We start from the raw sequence: 15611 nt of genomic DNA, 5'->3' as shown, positions 1-15611 counted from the left end.
GGTGCGCCCCGATCGTCGCGGGATCGCGAGCGGGCGCTCCGGCCGTTCCGACGATGCCGTTAGACGGGGTCGTCAGTAAGGTTTTACCGGTCATTCGCTGCGCGTCGCGTGCGGCTGTTGTATGCTTGGCTCGCCGGTGACGGGGCGTTCCCGCCCGGCAATCAGTGCGTCTTCAGGGCGGGGCGAAATTCCCCACCGGCGGTAGGCTGGCGTAAGCCGGCGAGCCCGCGAGCGCCCGCGCATCCGCGCGGGGTCAGCAGATCTGGTCGAATGCCAGAGCCGACGGTCACAGTCCGGATGAGAGAAGATGTGCAGATAGTCATGTCCGTCAGGGCCGCTTCGCGCTGCATGCGAAGCGGGTTGTCGTTCTGTCTGTTTGCAATGCCCTGAAACGTTTTTCGCCCAAATCGTCTTTGCGAGGAGCGTTTCACATGTCCTTGATGTCCGTTTCGTCGGCGCCTGCCGACGCCTTTGCCGATCTCCCTCTGCTGGATTCCGAACCGGTGCCGCCGCGCATCGCCGCCGCGCTCGACGCGATGCGCGCAGGCCGCGCGGTCGTGCTGCAGGACGACCACGACCGCGAGAACGAAGCCGACCTGATCGTCGCCGCCGAGCGCATCACGCCCGAGACGATGGCGCTGCTGATTCGCGAGTGCAGCGGCATCGTGTGCCTGTGCCTGACCGACGACACGGTGCGGGCGCTCGAACTGCCGCCGATGGTGCAGACCAACGAAAGCCGCAACGGCACCGCGTTCACCGTGTCGATCGAGGCGCGCGAAGGCGTGCATACCGGCGTGTCGGCGGCCGATCGCGTGACGACGATTCGAGCGGCGATCGCCGACGGCGCGAAGCCGCACGACATCGTGCGCCCCGGCCACGTGTTTCCGTTGCGTGCGCAACCGGGCGGCGTGCTCGCGCGCCGCGGTCACACCGAGGGCACGGTCGACCTGTCGATTCTCGCGGGCCTGAAGCCGGCCGGCGTGCTGTGCGAGCTGATGAATCCGGACGGCACGATGACGCGCGGCGACGATGTCGAGCGCTTCGCGCAACGGCACGGGCTGCCGATGCTGACGATCGCGGAACTCGTCGAGTTCCGCGAGGCGCTGGCCGCGGCGCGCGAACGCTGCTGCGAGCCGGCTTGAGAGAAGGAAAGGCGCGCGTTCGCGCGTCCGTAGCGCGGCCGGATCGACCGATCCGGCCCGAATGACGATCAGGACTGCACGTCGCCGAATTCGCCGCGCATGCCGGCTTCGACGAGCGCCGGCAGTTCTTCCATCCTGCGCATGATCCGCGTGATGCCCATCGCGCGCAGCGCGTCCGCGTAGTTGTCGGGGATGTGGCTCGCGCCGACGAACGCGATCGTCTTCATCCCGGCCGCGCGCGCGGCATTCAACCCCGAGATGCTGTCCTCGACGACGACGCAGCGCGCCGGCGCGACATCGAGCGTGTGCGCCGCGTGCAGGTAGACGTCGGGGTAGGGCTTCGGCCGCGCGACCTGTTCGGCGCTGAACACGCGCTCGCCGAAGATCTCGGTGAGCGATGCGCGCTTGAGCGAGCTGCGCACGCGCACGAGCCGGCTGTTCGACACGACGGCAGCCGGCAGCGTGACCTTCAGCAACGCATCGCGCACGCCGCTGATCGGCGCGAGCGATTGCGCGAGCGCGACCTCGATGTTGTGCTCGATGGTCTCGATGAAGTTGGCGGGCATTTCGATCCCGAAGCGGGATTCGATGCCGGTGAGGAAACGCGACGTCTGCTGGCCGAATGCCGACTTCGCGGCGGCTTCGAAATCGAGGTTCGGGAACGTGGCGGACAGCGTGTCGAGCAGCACGCGGTCGGCGATGACTTCGCTGTCGACGAGCACGCCGTCGCAGTCGCAGATGAGGTGATCGAGCATGGTGATGAAAACGCGGGATATCGGCGACGCCGATCGATTCGCCATCATACGTGCTTTCACGCGCGGGCCGTGCGGCGCGGCGGTCAATGTGCCCGATGCGGCCGCGTGCCGGTAGCGTTCGAGGAGGAACGGTTCGGGCGTGTCCGTCGCGATGCCGCCCGAGTGGCGAATGGAGTCGGCCGGCGGCGCGCCCGGGTCGCGGCTCATGACGACCGAGGGAAAAAAGAGGGGAGCGACGCGCGCGGCAGCGAACGCCGCACGCGTCGTTCGGACCGCGATCAGGCCATCGCGTGCAGGCGCAGATACAGGCCGGCCGCCGCGGCGCCGCCGAGCAGCGGGCCGATCACCGGCACCCACGCATAGCGCCAGTCGCTGTCGCGCTTGCCCGGAATCGGCAGCAGCGCATGCATGATGCGCGGCGACAGGTCGCGCGCGGGGCTCATCGCATAGCCGGTCGGGCCGCCGAGCGAGATGCCGATGCCGAGCACCAGCAGGCCGACGGGCAGCGCGTCGAGCGCGCCGAGGCCGACCTGCGGCGATGCGAGATACAGCACGCCGAGGATCAGCACGAACGTGCAGATCGCTTCGGTCAGCACGTTGTGCGTGGTGCTGCGGATCGCCGGCGCCGTGCAGAACACCGCGAGCTTCAGGTCCGCATCGGCTTCCTTCGCGAAGTGCTGGCGATACGCGAGCCACACGAGCAGCGCGCCCGCCATCCCGCCGAGCATCTGCGCGAGCACGTAGCCGCCGACTTTCGACCACGCGAACTTGCCCGCGAGCGCGAGGCTGATCGTGACGATCGGGTTCAGGTGCGCGCCGCTGAACGACGCGGTCACGTAGACCGCGACGAATACCGCCATCGCCCAGCCCATCACGATCACGATCAGGTCCGCGCCTTTGCCCTTGGTCTTTGCAAGCAGCACGTTTGCAACCGCGCCGTTGCCGAGCAGCACGAGGATCGCGGTGCCGATGAATTCTGCAATATAAGGTGACATGGTTGTCTCTCGAAGTCACGGCGGACTCGCGCGCTACGCGGTCCGCCGGTGTTGTTGTATGTCGTTTGGTGTTGTTCGGATTACTGCGTGTCGTCGGCCCATGCCTTCGCGGCACGTACCGCACGCTGCCAGCCGGCCATGCGCTGCTCGACCTGCTCCTTCGGCATCGCCGGCGCGAAGCGGCGATCGAGCTGCCACTGGCTGCGCACTTCGTCGAGGTTCTTCCAGTAGCCGATCGCGAGGCCCGCGAGATAGGCCGCGCCGAGCGCGGTCGTCTCGGTGATCTGCGGACGCACCGCGTCGACGCCGAGCAGGTCGGCCTGGAACTGCATCAGCAGGTCGTTCGCGCTCGCGCCGCCGTCCACTCGCAGCTCGCCGATGCTGATGCCCGAGTCGGCTTCCATCGCGGCCAGCACGTCGAGCGACTGGTACGCGATCGCATCGAGCGCCGCGCGCGCGAGGTGCGCGGCCGTCGTGCCGCGCGTGACGCCGAACACCGAGCCGCGGGCCCGCGCGTTCCAGTGCGGCGCCCCGAGGCCGGCGAACGCGGGCACGAGATACACGCCGTCGGTGTGCGGCACGGTCGCGGCCAGCGCCTCGATCTCGGCGGCCGTCTTGATGAGGCCGACGCCGTCGCGCAGCCACTGCACGACCGCGCCCGCGATGAAGATGCTGCCTTCGAGCGCGTACTGCACGTCGTCGCCGATCTGCCACGCGATCGTCGTGACGAGGTTGTTCTTCGACTCGATCGGCTTGTCGCCGGTGTTCATCATCAGGAAGCAGCCGGTGCCGTAGGTGTTCTTCACCATGCCCGACGTCGTGCACATCTGGCCGAACAGCGCCGCGTGCTGGTCGCCGGCGATGCCCGCGAGCGGGATTTTCGACGCGAACACGGTGGTCTTCGTGTGGCCGTAGATCTCCGACGACGCCTTCACTTCCGGCAGCATGCTGCGCGGGATGTCGAGCAGTTCGAGCAGCTCGCTGTCCCACTCGCGCGTATGGATGTTGAACAGCATCGTGCGCGACGCGTTCGTCACGTCGGTCACGTGCAGCTCGTGCTTCGTGAAGTTCCACACGAGCCAGCTGTCGACGGTGCCGAACGCGAGCTTGCCCTGCCTGGCCTTCTCGCGCGCACCCGGCACGTTGTCGAGGATCCAGCGGATCTTCGTCGCGGAGAAGTACGAGTCGATCGGCAGGCCGGTCTTCGCGCGCACCTTCGCTTCGAGGCCCTGCTTCTTCAGCGAATCGCAGAAGTCGGCCGTGCGGCGATCCTGCCAGACGATCGCGTTGTAGACGGGCTGGCCCGTCTCGCGATCCCAGACGATGGTCGTCTCGCGCTGGTTCGTGATGCCGATCGCCGCGATCGACGTGCCGTTCAGGCCCGTGCGCGTGACGGCTTCCGCGGCGACGCCGGCTTGCGTCGACCAGATTTCCTGCGGGTCGTGCTCGACCCAGCCGGGTTGCGGGTAGATCTGTTCGAATTCCTTCTGGGCGATCGATACGATATTGCCCTGGCGATCGAACAGCATCGCGCGGGAACTCGTGGTGCCCTGGTCAAGCGCGAGGATGTACTGGTCCTGCATGTCTCTCATCTCCATCCGTGGATTGGCTTAGTTGTGATGCGCGCCGCATGTGGGCGGCGCGTCGGTGAATCAACGTCGGTCAGGCAACTGCAACTGCAATGTGCATTCGAGTCACGCGTGCGGCGCATGCGCGGCGGCGAACCACGCGTCGACCGCGGCGGTCACGGCGTTGAGCGTGCCGGGCGCGACGTGCAGGCCCAGCTTCGAGCGGCGCCACAGCACGTCCTGCGCGCAGGTCGCCCATTCGGCGTCGCGCAGGTAGCGCAGTTCGGCGTCGTGGACGCCCGGCGCGATTTCGGCGCCGAGGTCGGCGAGCGAGCTCGCGCCGTCGACCACGCGCTCCGCACGCGTGCCGTACGCGCGCGCATAGCGGCGTGCGAGCGCGGCGGGCAGCCACGGATGGCGTTTCGCGAACGCGCTGGCGAACACGTCGAATTTCGCGTCGGCGATATCGCCGCCGGGCAGCGAGACGCCGGCCGTCCAGGTCTTCGCGTCGCGGCCGAGCGCGCGGCACAGCATGTCGCCGGCTTCTTCCGCGAGTTTGCGGAACGTCGTGATCTTGCCGCCGAACACCGACAGCAGCGGCGCGCCCGCGCCGTCGTCGAGTTCGAGGCGATAGTCGCGCGTGACGGCGGACGCGTTCGCCGCGTTCTCGTCTTCCAGCAGCGGGCGCACGCCCGAATAGGTCCAGTGCACGTCGGCCGGCGAGATCTTGCGCTTGAAGTAGCGGTTGATCGAATCGCACAGATACTGCGTTTCGTCGCGATCGATCGCGACCTTCGCGGGATCGTTCGTGTATTCGACGTCGGTCGTGCCGATCAGCGTGAAGTCGTGCTCGTACGGAATCGCGAAGATGATCCGCTTGTCCGGGTTCTGGAAGATGTACGCGTGATCGTGATCGAACAGGCGGCGCGTGATGATGTGACTGCCCTTCACGAGCCGCACGCTGTGATGCGCGCCGCGGCCGAGCGCGCCGTGCAGCACGTCTCCGACCCACGGGCCGGCCGCGTTCGCGATCGCGCGCGCCTGCACGACGCGGATCGAGCCGTCGGCCTGCTGGAGCCGCGCTTCCCATTCGTCGCCGCGGCGTTCGGCGGAAACGAGTTTCGTGCGGGTGAGGATCTCGGCGCCGCGCTCCTTCGCATCCATCGCGTTCAGCACGACGAGGCGCGCGTCGTCCACCCAGCCGTCGGAATACACGAAGCCGCGCTTGATCGAGTCGATCAGCGGCGCGCCGGCCGCATGGCGGCGCATGTCGATGCCGCGCGAGCCGGGCAGCAGTTCGCGTTTCGCGAGGTGATCGTAGAGGAACAAGCCGATGCGGATCAGCCAGGCCGGGCGCAGGTTCGGCATGTGCGGCATCACGAAGCGCAGCGGCCACATGATGTGCGGCGCCGCGCGCAGCAGCGTCTCGCGTTCCTGCAGCGCCTTGCGCACCAGTCCGAACTCGTTGTACTCGAGATAACGCAGGCCGCCGTGAATCAGCTTCGTGCTGGACGACGACGTGTGCGACGCGAGGTCGTCCTGCTCGCAGAGCATGACCGACAGGCCGCGGCCGGCCGCATCGCGCGCGATGCCCGCGCCGTTGATGCCGCCGCCGACGACGAGCAGATCGTAGCGATTCGGTTGGGTCACCTGCTGTCCTTATCGTCTGTTGAAATGGGGCGAACATGAAATGTTCGAATTCGAAATTTAACGAACGAAATCGAAAAAGTAAAGTTCGATAAAGCGGGGCCAGTAGCGCGCGACACGATCCCGGACGATACTGGCGAAATCGACCGTTTCGCGAGGTGAATCATGCGTATTGGGATGTGGGCCGGCGTGTGCGCCGTCCTTCTGGCGGGGTGCAGCGCGGGTATGCCGCCGCTCGCCGGCAACTGGCGGGCGCCGTCATTCGTCGATCTGCAGACGTCGTGCGGCGGCGCCGCGCGCGACTGGGGCGCGGACGCGCAGCCGGTCTATTCGACGCTGTACGACGCGTACGTCGCGAAACGGTATCGCGGGCTGACCGAAGCGAACTATTGTGCGTTCGTAAACGAACTTTCGACCCACTACGTGGCGCCGGACGCGGCGGCACGCGCGGGCTGGATCGCGTATTTCAACGGGGCGCGCGCGCAGGCCATCAGTTGGCGGGCGGCGGTCGATCCGACGCTGCGCGGCGGTTGAAGCCGGCGGCGAACGGGCAGGCGGGAGGCGGGAACGACCGCGCGGCCGGGAGGCCGGCCGCGCGATCAGGTCAAGGTCGGGAACAGCGGGGCTTACGAATAGCGGTACTTGACGGATCGTAGCGTGGCGTCACCGGTCTCGGTCACGCAGTATCTGCGCCCCGAGCCGAGCCCTTCCAGGCGGACGAGCTGTTGTTCGAGCAGGATGTCCAGTTCATCCCGATCCATGTCGCGCTGATCAGGCGCGTCCTTCACAAGCAAGAGCGTGGCGAATTCATGCGGACTCAGCATCGTTCTCTCCATGGCAATCGGACTGCCCGCGCGGCCGGCGCATACGCCGACGCGCGATACCCCACGGGGTATGGCTTGGGGGGAAAGCTGTATTCGCCGGCCTTGAAATTCGCACCGCCCTGGCACAGGCGGATCGGCGAACGGGCCGGGGAACTGGAGTCTAGTCGAGCGCGCACGCAACGACAAATCGTGCCCCGTTAATTTTCCGTTTGACAGAAGCGCCCTCCCCAAGCGGTTCGCGCGGGGCGCCAACTTCTTGATTTCACTTGAAGTTTCAGGTGCGGTGCAGCATCGCAACCGTCATTCCGCGACGTACACCTGGGTGCCGGCCGCGGCCACCGTATCGGCCATCTCGGGCGGCAGCGGCTTGTCGGTGAAGAGCGCGTGCACCTGGCTCAGATGCCCCTGGCGCACGAGCGCCGGGCGGCCGACCTTCGAATGATCGGTGACGAGGTAGACCGTGCGCGCATGCTGCATGATCGCCTCGGCGACGCGTACCTCGCGCGTGTCGAAATCGCGCAGCGTGCCGTCGGCCTCGATCGCCGACGTGCCGATGATCGCGTAGTCGACCTTGAACTGCCGGATGAAGTCGATCGCGAGCTCGCCGACGATGCCCTTGTCCCACGGCCGCACGATGCCGCCCGTGATCAGCACCTCGCAGTCGGGGTAGCCGCTCATCATCGACGCGACGTTCAGGTTGTTCGTGATCACGTGCAGCCCGTGATGGCGGTTCAGCGCGCGCGCGACTTCCTCGGTCGTCGTGCCGAGGTTGATGAACAGCGACGCCTGGTCGGGGATGTGCGACGCCGCGAGCGCCGCGATGCGCCGCTTCTCGTCGTGGAACATCCGCTGGCGCGCGGTGTACGACACGTTCTCCGAGCTGGTCGGCAGGCTTGCGCCGCCGTGGTAGCGGCGCAGCAGGTTCAGGTCCGCCAGCCAGTTCACGTCGCGGCGGATCGTCTGGGGCGTGACCGCGAAGTGTGCGGCGAGATCGTCGACGGTCACGAAGCCGTCGCGCTGCACCCATTCGAGCAATTCCTGCTGGCGCGCGTTGAGGGTGAGGCGGGGATCTCGGGTCATGGCTCGGTGGTCGTGTCGTGAGACGGAGCGGGTATTGTAAGGGCGGTAACGGCGTTCGGCCGGCCTGCTGGGCGTCGGCGCCCATGATTCATGCGGAAATGGCATGGATTCATGTGACAAATGAATTTGTGCGATCGCGCTTATCGCGCTGGAATGGCGGACTGCCCGTTCGCGCGGGCACGTTCATCCAGCTTTCGCGAGGTGTATCGATGAGTGGCTTCAACTGGCACAACCCGTATCCGTCGACCCGCATTCCGGTGTTCGCGCGCAACGTCGTGTCGACGTCGCACCCGCTTGCCGCGCAGGCCGGGCTGCGGATGCTGTGGAAGGGCGGCAACGCGGTCGACGCGGCGCTGGCCGCGGCCGCCGCGATCACGGTGGTGGAACCCGTGTCGTGCGGGCTCGGCGGCGACGCGTTCGCGCTCGTGTGGGATGGCGAGCGACTGTCGGGGCTCAACGCATCGGGCGTCGCGCCGGCCGCATGGAGCGTCGACTACTTCCGCAAGCGCCACGGCGAGGACACCCGCGGCATCGCGAACAAGCCGACGCGCGGCTGGGACACCGTCACCGTGCCGGGCGTGATCGCGGGCTGGGAAGCGCTGCACGCGAAGTTCGGTTCGCTGCCGTTCGCGGACCTGCTCGAGCCGGCGATCGAGATCGCGGAGCGCGGCTATTCGGTGCCGCCGATCGTCGCGCACAAGTGGGCGGCGGCCATTCCCGAACTGCAGGGCCTGCCCGGTTTCGCGGACACCTTCATGCCGCGCGGCCGCGCACCGCTCGTCGGCGAACGCGTGTGCCTGCCCGGTCATGCGCAGACGCTGCGCACGCTCGCGAAGGACGGCGCCCGGGCGTTCTACGAAGGCGCGCTCGCCGAGCGCATCGCCGCGTTCGCGCGCGAAGGCGGCGGCGCGCTGACCGAAGCCGACCTGCGCGCGTACCGGCCGGAATGGGTCGAGCCGATCGGCAAGCGCTTCGGCCGTCACACGATTCACGAGATCCCGCCGAACGGGCAGGGCATCGCCGCGCTGATCGCGCTCGGCATCGCCGAGCATGCGGGCCTGACCGAATGGCCGGTCGACTCGGTCGATTCGCAGCATCTGCAGATCGAGGCGATGAAGCTCGCGTTCGCGGACGTCTATCGCTACGTCGCCGATCCGCGCGCCATGGACGTCACGCCCGAACAGATGCTCGACGATGCGTACCTCGCCGAACGCGCGAAGCTGATCGATCGCGCGCGTGCGACGCACTTCGCCGCCGGCCGGCCGCGTTCGGGCGGCACGATCTACCTGTCGGCGGCCGACGAGCGCGGGATGATGGTGAGCTTCATCCAGTCGAACTACATGGGCTTCGGTTCGGGGCTCGTCGTGCCCGGCGCCGGCATTGCGCTGCAGAACCGCGGGTACGGCTTCTCGATGGACCCGGCTTCGCCGAACGTCGTCGCGGGCGGCAAGCGGCCGTTCCACACGATCATCCCGGCGTTCGTCACCGAGGAAGCCAACGGCCGCACCGAGGCCGTGATGAGCTTCGGCGTGATGGGCGGCGACATGCAGCCGCAGGGCCACCTGCAGACCATCGTGCGGATGCTCGGCTATGGCCAGCAGCCGCAGGCCGCGTGCTGCGCGCCGCGCTGGAAGGTCAACCGCGACTTCACGCTCGACGTCGAGGCGACGATGAACCGCGCGACGGTCGACGCGCTGGCCGCCCGCGGCCATACGATCCAGTCGATCGACGATCCTTACATGGATTTCGGGTCCGGACAGTTCGTGTGGCGCCTCGATCCCGACGATCCGGAGCGCGGCTACGTGGCCGCGAGCGACAGCCGGCGCGACGGGCTCGCGGCCGGTTTCTGACGGATCGCTTCAGCTCGCCTTGCAGTTTCCCCGTATCACGGGCGGCCCGGCGGCCGCCCGTTGCGTTTGGCGCGGCGCATGCCATCGAAGGCGCGCAAGCGGTTTGAAGGACTCATCTAACGAACGGCAACGGACGCCGTGGAACTGCGCCTGTCGGGTATGGTCAGTGCTCTGGAGCACGAACTTCAAAGTCCGGCTAAGATGCCAGGATGGTTCGGCCGGACCGACTCACTATAAACGCAAGTAAAACGCCGCCTGCGGATCGGCTGGCGCCTGTGCCCCAGGCACGGGCCGGCCTCCGCGCGACGACTGGGAGCGCACTACCATGGACACCAAAACGACGCATGTGATGCCGTGGCGTATCGAGGACATCGACCTGAACCGGATCGATCGTCAGCGTGCCGCCGCGGACGAGGATCTGCTGCTGCTGCTGTGCGCGTCGTCGTTCATCGAGAGCGGCTCGGATCTCTATACGAGCAATCTGAGCGAATTCTTCAATGACGATCCGGAAGTCTCCGCATGGCTCAACAGTGCGTGGGAGCCCGAAGAATTGCAGCACGGCCGCGCGCTGAAGGCGTATATCGCGCACGTGTGGCCCGAGTTCGACTGGGATACGGCCTTCGCGAATTTCTTCGCCGAGTATTCGAAGACCTGCTCGGTCGAGGCGTTCGAAAAAACCCGCGCGCTCGAAATGGTCGCACGCTGCGTCGTCGAGACGGGCACGGCCACGCTCTATCGCGCGATCAACGAATGCTCGGACGAGCCGGTGCTGAAGGAAATCACCGACAACATCCGCACGGACGAAGTGCGTCACTACAAGCACTTCTTCAAGTTCTTCAAGAAGTACAACCAGGTCGAAGGCAACGGCCGGCTCGCGGTGCTTGGTGCGCTCGCGCGCCGCGTGATGGAAATCAAGAACGAGGATTCCGAGATCGCGCTGCGCCACGTGTTCGCGATCCGCTATCCGGACCGCGTCGGCGACAGCCAGTACAACCGCGAGCGCGCGGCGCGCATCAATTCGCTCGTTCGTCGCAACCTGTCGGCCGACATGTGCGTGAAGATGCTGCTCAAGCCGCTCGACCTGCCCGCGAAAATCCAGCCGGGCGTTCACTATCCGCTCACGAAGATCACGCGGCACGTTTTCCTGCGCTGATCGCCGCGGGAGGGCTCGGCGCGCGTGTGCTGGCGCCTCCTCATCCGATCCGCAGCCGGGCCACGCCATCATGACCGATACCCATCGCCACGCGCTCGAACAATGGACGTTCGACGCGTGGCCGCCCGCCGTCGTGTCGCTGTTCGACGGCACCGCGCTCGAGCGCCATGCCGACGTCGCCGCGTCGCTGATCGTCGCGACCGACGACGGCCAGTTGCGCACGACGCTGCTCGGCGTCGGCGAGATCTACGCACACGATGCGCGCACGCTGCTGATCGCGCTCTGGCCGCAGTCGCGAGCGGCGCGCGCGATCGCGCAACGGCGCGCGGCCGCGTTGACGCTCGTCGCGGACGGCGCGTTCTTTCAGGCGCAACTGGAGATGGCGCCGCTCGAAGGAGACTTCGGCGGGCTGGCCGGATTCGCTGCGACGATCGCGCACGGCGATGCGCAGCGGGTCGGCTATGCGCGTCTCGCGACAGGCGTCACGTTCACGCTGGAAGAGGAGCGCGCCGCGGTGCTCGCACGCTGGCAACGCCAGATCGAGCACCTGCGGCGCGCGGCCGCGCGGCTTCAGTGACCGCGCTGGCCGCTGCGCGACGAACGGTTGCGGTTCGGATGCGCGGCGTTGCCGCTTGCCGGGCGGGCGCCGTTGTTGCCGCCTGCCGGACGTCCGCCGCTGTTGCCGCCCGCGCCGGCGCCGCCTTGCGTGCGCGGCTTCGCGGCCTTCTGCTGGGCAGCCTTCGGTTGCGCGTTGCCGTCGCGTTTCGCGGCCGGCTGGCCTGAGCCGCCGGCACGCGGCTGGCGATTGCCGCCACCACCGCCACCGCCGCGCGGCTGCTGCTGCCCGCGGCGCTGCTGGATCGGCTCCGGCTTCGCATGCGGATCGGGTTCGAAGCCCGCGATCACTTCCTGCGGGATCTCGCGCTTGATCAGCCGCTCGATGTCGCGCAGCAGTTGCTTCTCGTCGACGCACACGAGCGACACGGCTTCGCCGGTCGCGCCCGCGCGGCCCGTGCGGCCGATCCGGTGCACGTAATCCTCGGGCACGTTCGGCAGGTCGAAGTTGACGACGTGCGGCAACTGGTCGATGTCGATCCCGCGCGCGGCGATATCGGTCGCGACGAGCACCTGCAGCGTGCTGTTCTTGAACTCGGCCAGCGCGCGCGTACGCGCCGACTGGCTCTTGTTGCCGTGGATCGCCATCGCGCTGATGCCATCCTTCGTCAACTGCTCGGCGAGCCGGTTCGCGCCGTGCTTGGTGCGCGTGAACACCAGCACCTGGAACCAGTTGTGTTCGCGGATCAGGTGCGTGAGCAGCTCGCGCTTGCGGTCGCGGTCGACCGGGTGGATCTTCTGCGCGACGCTCTCGGCGGTCGTGTTGCGGCGGGCGACCTCGATCAGCGCGGGCGAGTCGAGCAGGCTGTCGGCGAGCGCCTTGATTTCATCGGAGAAGGTGGCCGAGAACAGCAGGTTCTGGCGCTGCGGCGGCAGCTTCGCGAGCACGCGCTTGATGTCGTGGATGAAGCCCATGTCGAGCATCCGGTCGGCTTCGTCGAGCACGAGGATGTCGAGATCCGACAGGTCGATGGTCTTCTGCTGCATGTGGTCGAGCAGGCGCCCCGGCGTCGCGACGACGATGTCGACGCCGCGCTTGAGCGCGTCGATCTGCGGATTGATGCTGACGCCGCCGAACATGACGGTCGAGCGCAGCTTCAGGTACTTGCTGTACGCGCGCACGCTTTCCTCGACCTGGGCGGCGAGTTCGCGCGTCGGCGTGAGGATCAGCGCGCGCACCGCGCGCTTCGCGCCACGGTGCTCGGCGTAGAACGTGTGCAGGCGTTGCAGGATCGGCAGCGTGAAGCCGGCGGTCTTGCCGGTGCCGGTTTGTGCGCCGGCGAGCAGGTCGCCGCCGCCGAGGACGGCCGGGATCGCCTGCTGCTGGATCGGGGTCGGCGACGTGTAGCCGAGCTCGTTGACCGCCTTGACCAGCGGTTCGGCCAAGCCGAGAGATTCGAAAGACATAGATACCACTCTTGAGTTTTATGATCGGCGACACAGCGCGCGGCCCGCGCGGCAAACCTGCATCGCTAAACAGCCAAAAAGCAAAAGGGCGCGGCCGCGGTTTCCCGCAGCCGCGCCCCGTTTGTGTGAGCCGCTTCTTAGTCGAGCGGCGCGGAACGCAGGTCGCTCACCTGTTGCGGCGAGATCGGCGTACCGTTGTTACCCCAAGACATCCGGATATACGTGACGACTGCCGCGACTTCCTGGTTCGACAGCGACTGCGCGAACGGCGGCATCCCGTACGGACGCGGATTCTTGAACGTGCTCGGCGGATAGCCGCCATTCAGCACCATGCGGATCGGGTTGACCGCCGATTCCATCATGATCGAGTGGTTGCCCGCGAGCGGCGGATAGGCCGGCGGCTTGCCGGCGCCGGTTTCGGCGTGGCAGGTCGCGCAGTTGTCCGCGTAGATCTTCTTGCCCTGGTCGAACAGCGCGTTGCCGAACTGCTTCGACGGCTCGTACTGCATGTTCTTCGGCGCTTCAGCCTTCTGCGGGATCGACTTCAGGTACGTCGACATCGCGCGCGTATCTTCGTCGGTCATGTACTGCAGGCTGTTGTGGACCACGTCCGCCATCGGGCCGAACACCGCGCCCTTCTGCGACACGCCGGCCTGCAGCAGGTCGGACAGCTCCTGCACGTGCCAGTCGCCGAGGCCGAGTTCCTTGTCGTTCGTCAGCGACGGCGCATACCAGTTCTGCAGCGGGATCAGGCCGCCGGCGAACGCCGACGAACTCACCGGGCCGCCCATCATGTTGATCGACGTGTGGCACATCGAGCAATGGCCGAGGCCTTCGACGAGATACGCGCCGCGGTTCCATTCGACCGACTTCGTCGGATCCGGCTTGTACTCGCCTTCCTTGAAGAACAGCGTGCGCCAGCCGATCAGCAGGTTGCGGTTGTTGAACGGGAACTTCAGTTCGTGCGGACGGCTCGGCACCGACACCGGCGGCACCGAACGCAGGTACGCGTAGATCGCGTCCGAATCGGCGCGCGTGACCTTCGTGTAGCTCGCGAACGGGAAGCCCGGGTACAGCAGGCTGCCGTCCTTCGAGCGACCCGTGTGCATCGCGCGGTAGAAGTCGTCCGACGTCCACTTGCCGATACCGTTCTGGTCGTCCGGCGTGATGTTCGGCGTGTACATCGTGCCGAACGGCGTCGCCATCGGCAGGCCGCCCGCGAACGACTTGCCGCCGCGCACGGTGTGGCATGCGATACAGTCGCCGACGCGCGCGAGGTATTCGCCCTTCTTGATCAGTGCGGCCTGGTCGGCCGGCGTGGCCGCGACGGCGGCGGCGCCGTGCAGCGTGTCGTTGCCCGGCCACAGGACCGGCACGAGGGCGGCAGCCGCGACGATCGCGACGGCCGAGAGTGCAAACAGGGACTTGCGTTTCATTGTGTCTGTCTCCCTTGCCTTATTGCGGTTCGCTGCCGCAGGCGAGCGGAGTCTTCATCGAACGCGCCGGGGCCGGCACGGGGTTGGCGGGCGCCGGTTGCGCGGCGAGCCACGCGGTCACGGCCGTCACGTCTTCATCCGACAGCTTCGATGCGATCTCGTGCATGCAATCCGGTGCCTTCGCGTGACGGTTGCCCGAGCGCCATGCGCCGAGCTGCGCGCTCAGGTAATCGGCGTGCAGGCCGACGAGGCCCGGGATCGCCGGCTGCATGCCGGTCAGCCCTGCGCCGTGGCAGGCCACGCAGGCAGGCAGCTTGCGGGACGGGTCGCCCTGCGTGACGAGCTGCTTGCCGCGCGCGAGCGTCGCGGCCGGCAGCGTCGGCTTCGCCGGCGTCGGGTACGGCGGACGTTCGGCCGAGAAGTGCTCGGCGATTTCCTTCAGGTAATCGTCGTTCAGGTACGTCAGCAGATAGTTCATCGGCGGGTACTTGCGCCGGCCGTCGCGGAAGTTGACGAGCTGGTTGTACAGGTACTCGGCGGGCTTGCCGGCCAGACGCGGGAAGTAGTCGTTGTCCGTGCCCTGGCCGTGGACGCCGTGGCATGCGGTACAGCCGCGCACACGCTCGGCCATCGTATCGGGTGCCTTGAGCGGCGCCTGCTGGGCGTGCGCTTGCTCCGTGGGCTTGGTCTGCGCTTGGGCAGCGCTCATAAGGCCCGCGCCGCCGATCATCAGAACGGCGAGCAGCGGACGGAAGAGGCGTCTTGAAGACACACGAGACTCCATGTTTATTCGTCGGGGACCTTGTCCGGGCTACGATCGGCTCGGCGCATGGACGGCAGGACAGCCGGGCTGCTGCGACGCGGCATTCTATCATCGATGGGTAATGACGGCTATTTGGCAAAAGGACATCGGTTCCTGTCCGTTTGCGACTTGCGACAATTTGACGCGCATTGCGCCGGGCTCATGTGAACCGGCGTGCGTTTTCCCCATCGAAGACCGTACACTCGCGGGTCGCGCGGCGCCGCCTCCGCCGCAGGTCCAGTCATTTCTCCCGTTTCCGGATTCATCGATGACGTTTTCTACCGTGCCCTTGCCTGCCTCCCGCTGTCCGTCCCGCTGCCCGTTCCCTTGCCGCCGC

The 15611-nt window shown here is 67.3% G+C and carries 14 protein-coding genes and 1 riboswitch; of the genes, 5 read left to right on the top strand and 9 right to left on the bottom strand.

The features are described from left to right. Positions 1-164: 164 nt before the first annotated feature. A riboswitch (FMN riboswitch) is annotated at positions 165-313 on the top strand. Positions 314-431: 118 nt separating this feature from the next. Further along, the gene (gene ribB / locus QZM72_RS27795; RefSeq protein WP_006489272.1) at positions 432-1142 is read left to right on the top strand and encodes a 3,4-dihydroxy-2-butanone-4-phosphate synthase; all 711 of its coding nucleotides are present in this window, start codon (positions 432-434) and stop codon (positions 1140-1142) included. 68 nt (positions 1143-1210) lie between these two features. Here ribB and QZM72_RS27790 read toward each other — a convergent pair whose 3' ends face one another. The 4 genes from QZM72_RS27790 to glpD all read right to left on the bottom strand — a co-directional run bounded on the left by QZM72_RS27790 (position 1211) and on the right by glpD (position 6110). Next, positions 1211-1897, bottom strand: coding sequence for an HAD family phosphatase (locus tag QZM72_RS27790; RefSeq protein WP_301739694.1), 687 nt, complete (start codon positions 1895-1897; stop codon positions 1211-1213). 278 nt (positions 1898-2175) lie between these two features. Next, entirely contained in the window at positions 2176-2892 is a 717-nt protein-coding gene (locus QZM72_RS27785; protein WP_050014615.1) for an MIP/aquaporin family protein, read from the bottom strand. Positions 2893-2972: 80 nt separating this feature from the next. Beyond that, entirely contained in the window at positions 2973-4475 is a 1503-nt protein-coding gene (gene glpK, locus QZM72_RS27780; protein ID WP_301739693.1) for a glycerol kinase GlpK, read from the bottom strand. A 111-nt stretch (positions 4476-4586) separates the two neighbouring features. Beyond that, a complete protein-coding gene (gene glpD, locus QZM72_RS27775; RefSeq protein ID WP_301739692.1) occupies positions 4587-6110 on the bottom strand; it encodes a glycerol-3-phosphate dehydrogenase in 1524 nt (507 codons plus the stop codon). Between the two features lie 162 nt (positions 6111-6272). Here glpD and QZM72_RS27770 point away from each other — a divergent pair, with 162 nt between their 5' ends. After that, a complete protein-coding gene (locus tag QZM72_RS27770; protein WP_041489246.1) occupies positions 6273-6641 on the top strand; it encodes a hypothetical protein in 369 nt (122 codons plus the stop codon). A 92-nt stretch (positions 6642-6733) separates the two neighbouring features. Here the strand turns inward: QZM72_RS27770 and QZM72_RS27765 are convergent, their stop codons facing one another. Next, complete coding sequence (locus QZM72_RS27765; RefSeq protein ID WP_050014609.1) at positions 6734-6931, bottom strand: hypothetical protein; 198 nt, start codon at positions 6929-6931, stop codon at positions 6734-6736. A 300-nt stretch (positions 6932-7231) separates the two neighbouring features. After that, positions 7232-8011, bottom strand: coding sequence for a DeoR/GlpR family DNA-binding transcription regulator (locus QZM72_RS27760; RefSeq protein WP_006493999.1), 780 nt, complete (start codon positions 8009-8011; stop codon positions 7232-7234). Positions 8012-8220: 209 nt separating this feature from the next. Between QZM72_RS27760 and QZM72_RS27755 the strand changes: the two genes are divergently transcribed. From QZM72_RS27755 to QZM72_RS27745, 3 genes are all read left to right on the top strand, one after another. After that, on the top strand, positions 8221-9861 hold the full coding sequence (locus QZM72_RS27755; protein ID WP_301739691.1) for a gamma-glutamyltransferase family protein: 1641 nt from the start codon (positions 8221-8223) through the stop codon (positions 9859-9861). A gap of 325 nt (positions 9862-10186) precedes the next feature. Further along, complete coding sequence (locus QZM72_RS27750; RefSeq protein ID WP_301739690.1) at positions 10187-11014, top strand: ferritin-like domain-containing protein; 828 nt, start codon at positions 10187-10189, stop codon at positions 11012-11014. 70 nt (positions 11015-11084) lie between these two features. Further along, positions 11085-11591, top strand: a complete 507-nt coding sequence (locus QZM72_RS27745) for a hypothetical protein (protein ID WP_301739689.1) — start codon at positions 11085-11087, stop codon at positions 11589-11591. Here QZM72_RS27745 and QZM72_RS27740 read toward each other — a convergent pair. The 3 genes from QZM72_RS27740 to QZM72_RS27730 all read right to left on the bottom strand — a co-directional run bounded on the left by QZM72_RS27740 (position 11585) and on the right by QZM72_RS27730 (position 15256). Further along, positions 11585-13036, bottom strand: a complete 1452-nt coding sequence (locus QZM72_RS27740; RefSeq protein WP_301739688.1) for a DEAD/DEAH box helicase — start codon at positions 13034-13036, stop codon at positions 11585-11587. The genes QZM72_RS27745 and QZM72_RS27740 overlap by 7 nt on opposite strands. Positions 13037-13173: 137 nt before the next feature. Beyond that, complete coding sequence (locus tag QZM72_RS27735) at positions 13174-14472, bottom strand: cytochrome c (protein ID WP_006477897.1); 1299 nt, start codon at positions 14470-14472, stop codon at positions 13174-13176. A gap of 19 nt (positions 14473-14491) precedes the next feature. Then, positions 14492-15256, bottom strand: a complete 765-nt coding sequence (locus tag QZM72_RS27730; protein ID WP_089468381.1) for a c-type cytochrome — start codon at positions 15254-15256, stop codon at positions 14492-14494. Positions 15257-15611: the final 355 nt, after the last annotated feature.

It is taken from the genome of Burkholderia sp. AU45388 (genome assembly GCF_030481585.1).
GTDB classification, from domain to species: Bacteria; Pseudomonadota; Gammaproteobacteria; order Burkholderiales; family Burkholderiaceae; genus Burkholderia; species Burkholderia sola.
The sequence above is the reverse complement of the archived record's forward strand: the minus strand, read 5'-3'. Positions and strand labels throughout refer to the sequence as shown.

Coding starts and splice junctions, on each gene's coding strand:
- QZM72_RS27750 (WP_301739690.1), top strand. CDS start 10,187: ATGGACACCAAAACGACGCATGTGATGCCGTGGCGTATCGAGGACATC.
- QZM72_RS27785 (WP_050014615.1), bottom strand. CDS start 2,892: ATGTCACCTTATATTGCAGAATTCATCGGCACCGCGATCCTCGTGCTG.
- QZM72_RS27740 (WP_301739688.1), bottom strand. CDS start 13,036: ATGTCTTTCGAATCTCTCGGCTTGGCCGAACCGCTGGTCAAGGCGGTC.
- QZM72_RS27730 (WP_089468381.1), bottom strand. CDS start 15,256: ATGGAGTCTCGTGTGTCTTCAAGACGCCTCTTCCGTCCGCTGCTCGCC.
- QZM72_RS27755 (WP_301739691.1), top strand. CDS start 8,221: ATGAGTGGCTTCAACTGGCACAACCCGTATCCGTCGACCCGCATTCCG.
- QZM72_RS27735 (WP_006477897.1), bottom strand. CDS start 14,472: ATGAAACGCAAGTCCCTGTTTGCACTCTCGGCCGTCGCGATCGTCGCG.
- QZM72_RS27745 (WP_301739689.1), top strand. CDS start 11,085: ATGACCGATACCCATCGCCACGCGCTCGAACAATGGACGTTCGACGCG.
- QZM72_RS27790 (WP_301739694.1), bottom strand. CDS start 1,897: ATGCTCGATCACCTCATCTGCGACTGCGACGGCGTGCTCGTCGACAGC.
- QZM72_RS27765 (WP_050014609.1), bottom strand. CDS start 6,931: ATGCTGAGTCCGCATGAATTCGCCACGCTCTTGCTTGTGAAGGACGCG.
- ribB (WP_006489272.1), top strand. CDS start 432: ATGTCCTTGATGTCCGTTTCGTCGGCGCCTGCCGACGCCTTTGCCGAT.
- QZM72_RS27760 (WP_006493999.1), bottom strand. CDS start 8,011: ATGACCCGAGATCCCCGCCTCACCCTCAACGCGCGCCAGCAGGAATTG.
- QZM72_RS27770 (WP_041489246.1), top strand. CDS start 6,273: ATGCGTATTGGGATGTGGGCCGGCGTGTGCGCCGTCCTTCTGGCGGGG.
- glpK (WP_301739693.1), bottom strand. CDS start 4,475: ATGCAGGACCAGTACATCCTCGCGCTTGACCAGGGCACCACGAGTTCC.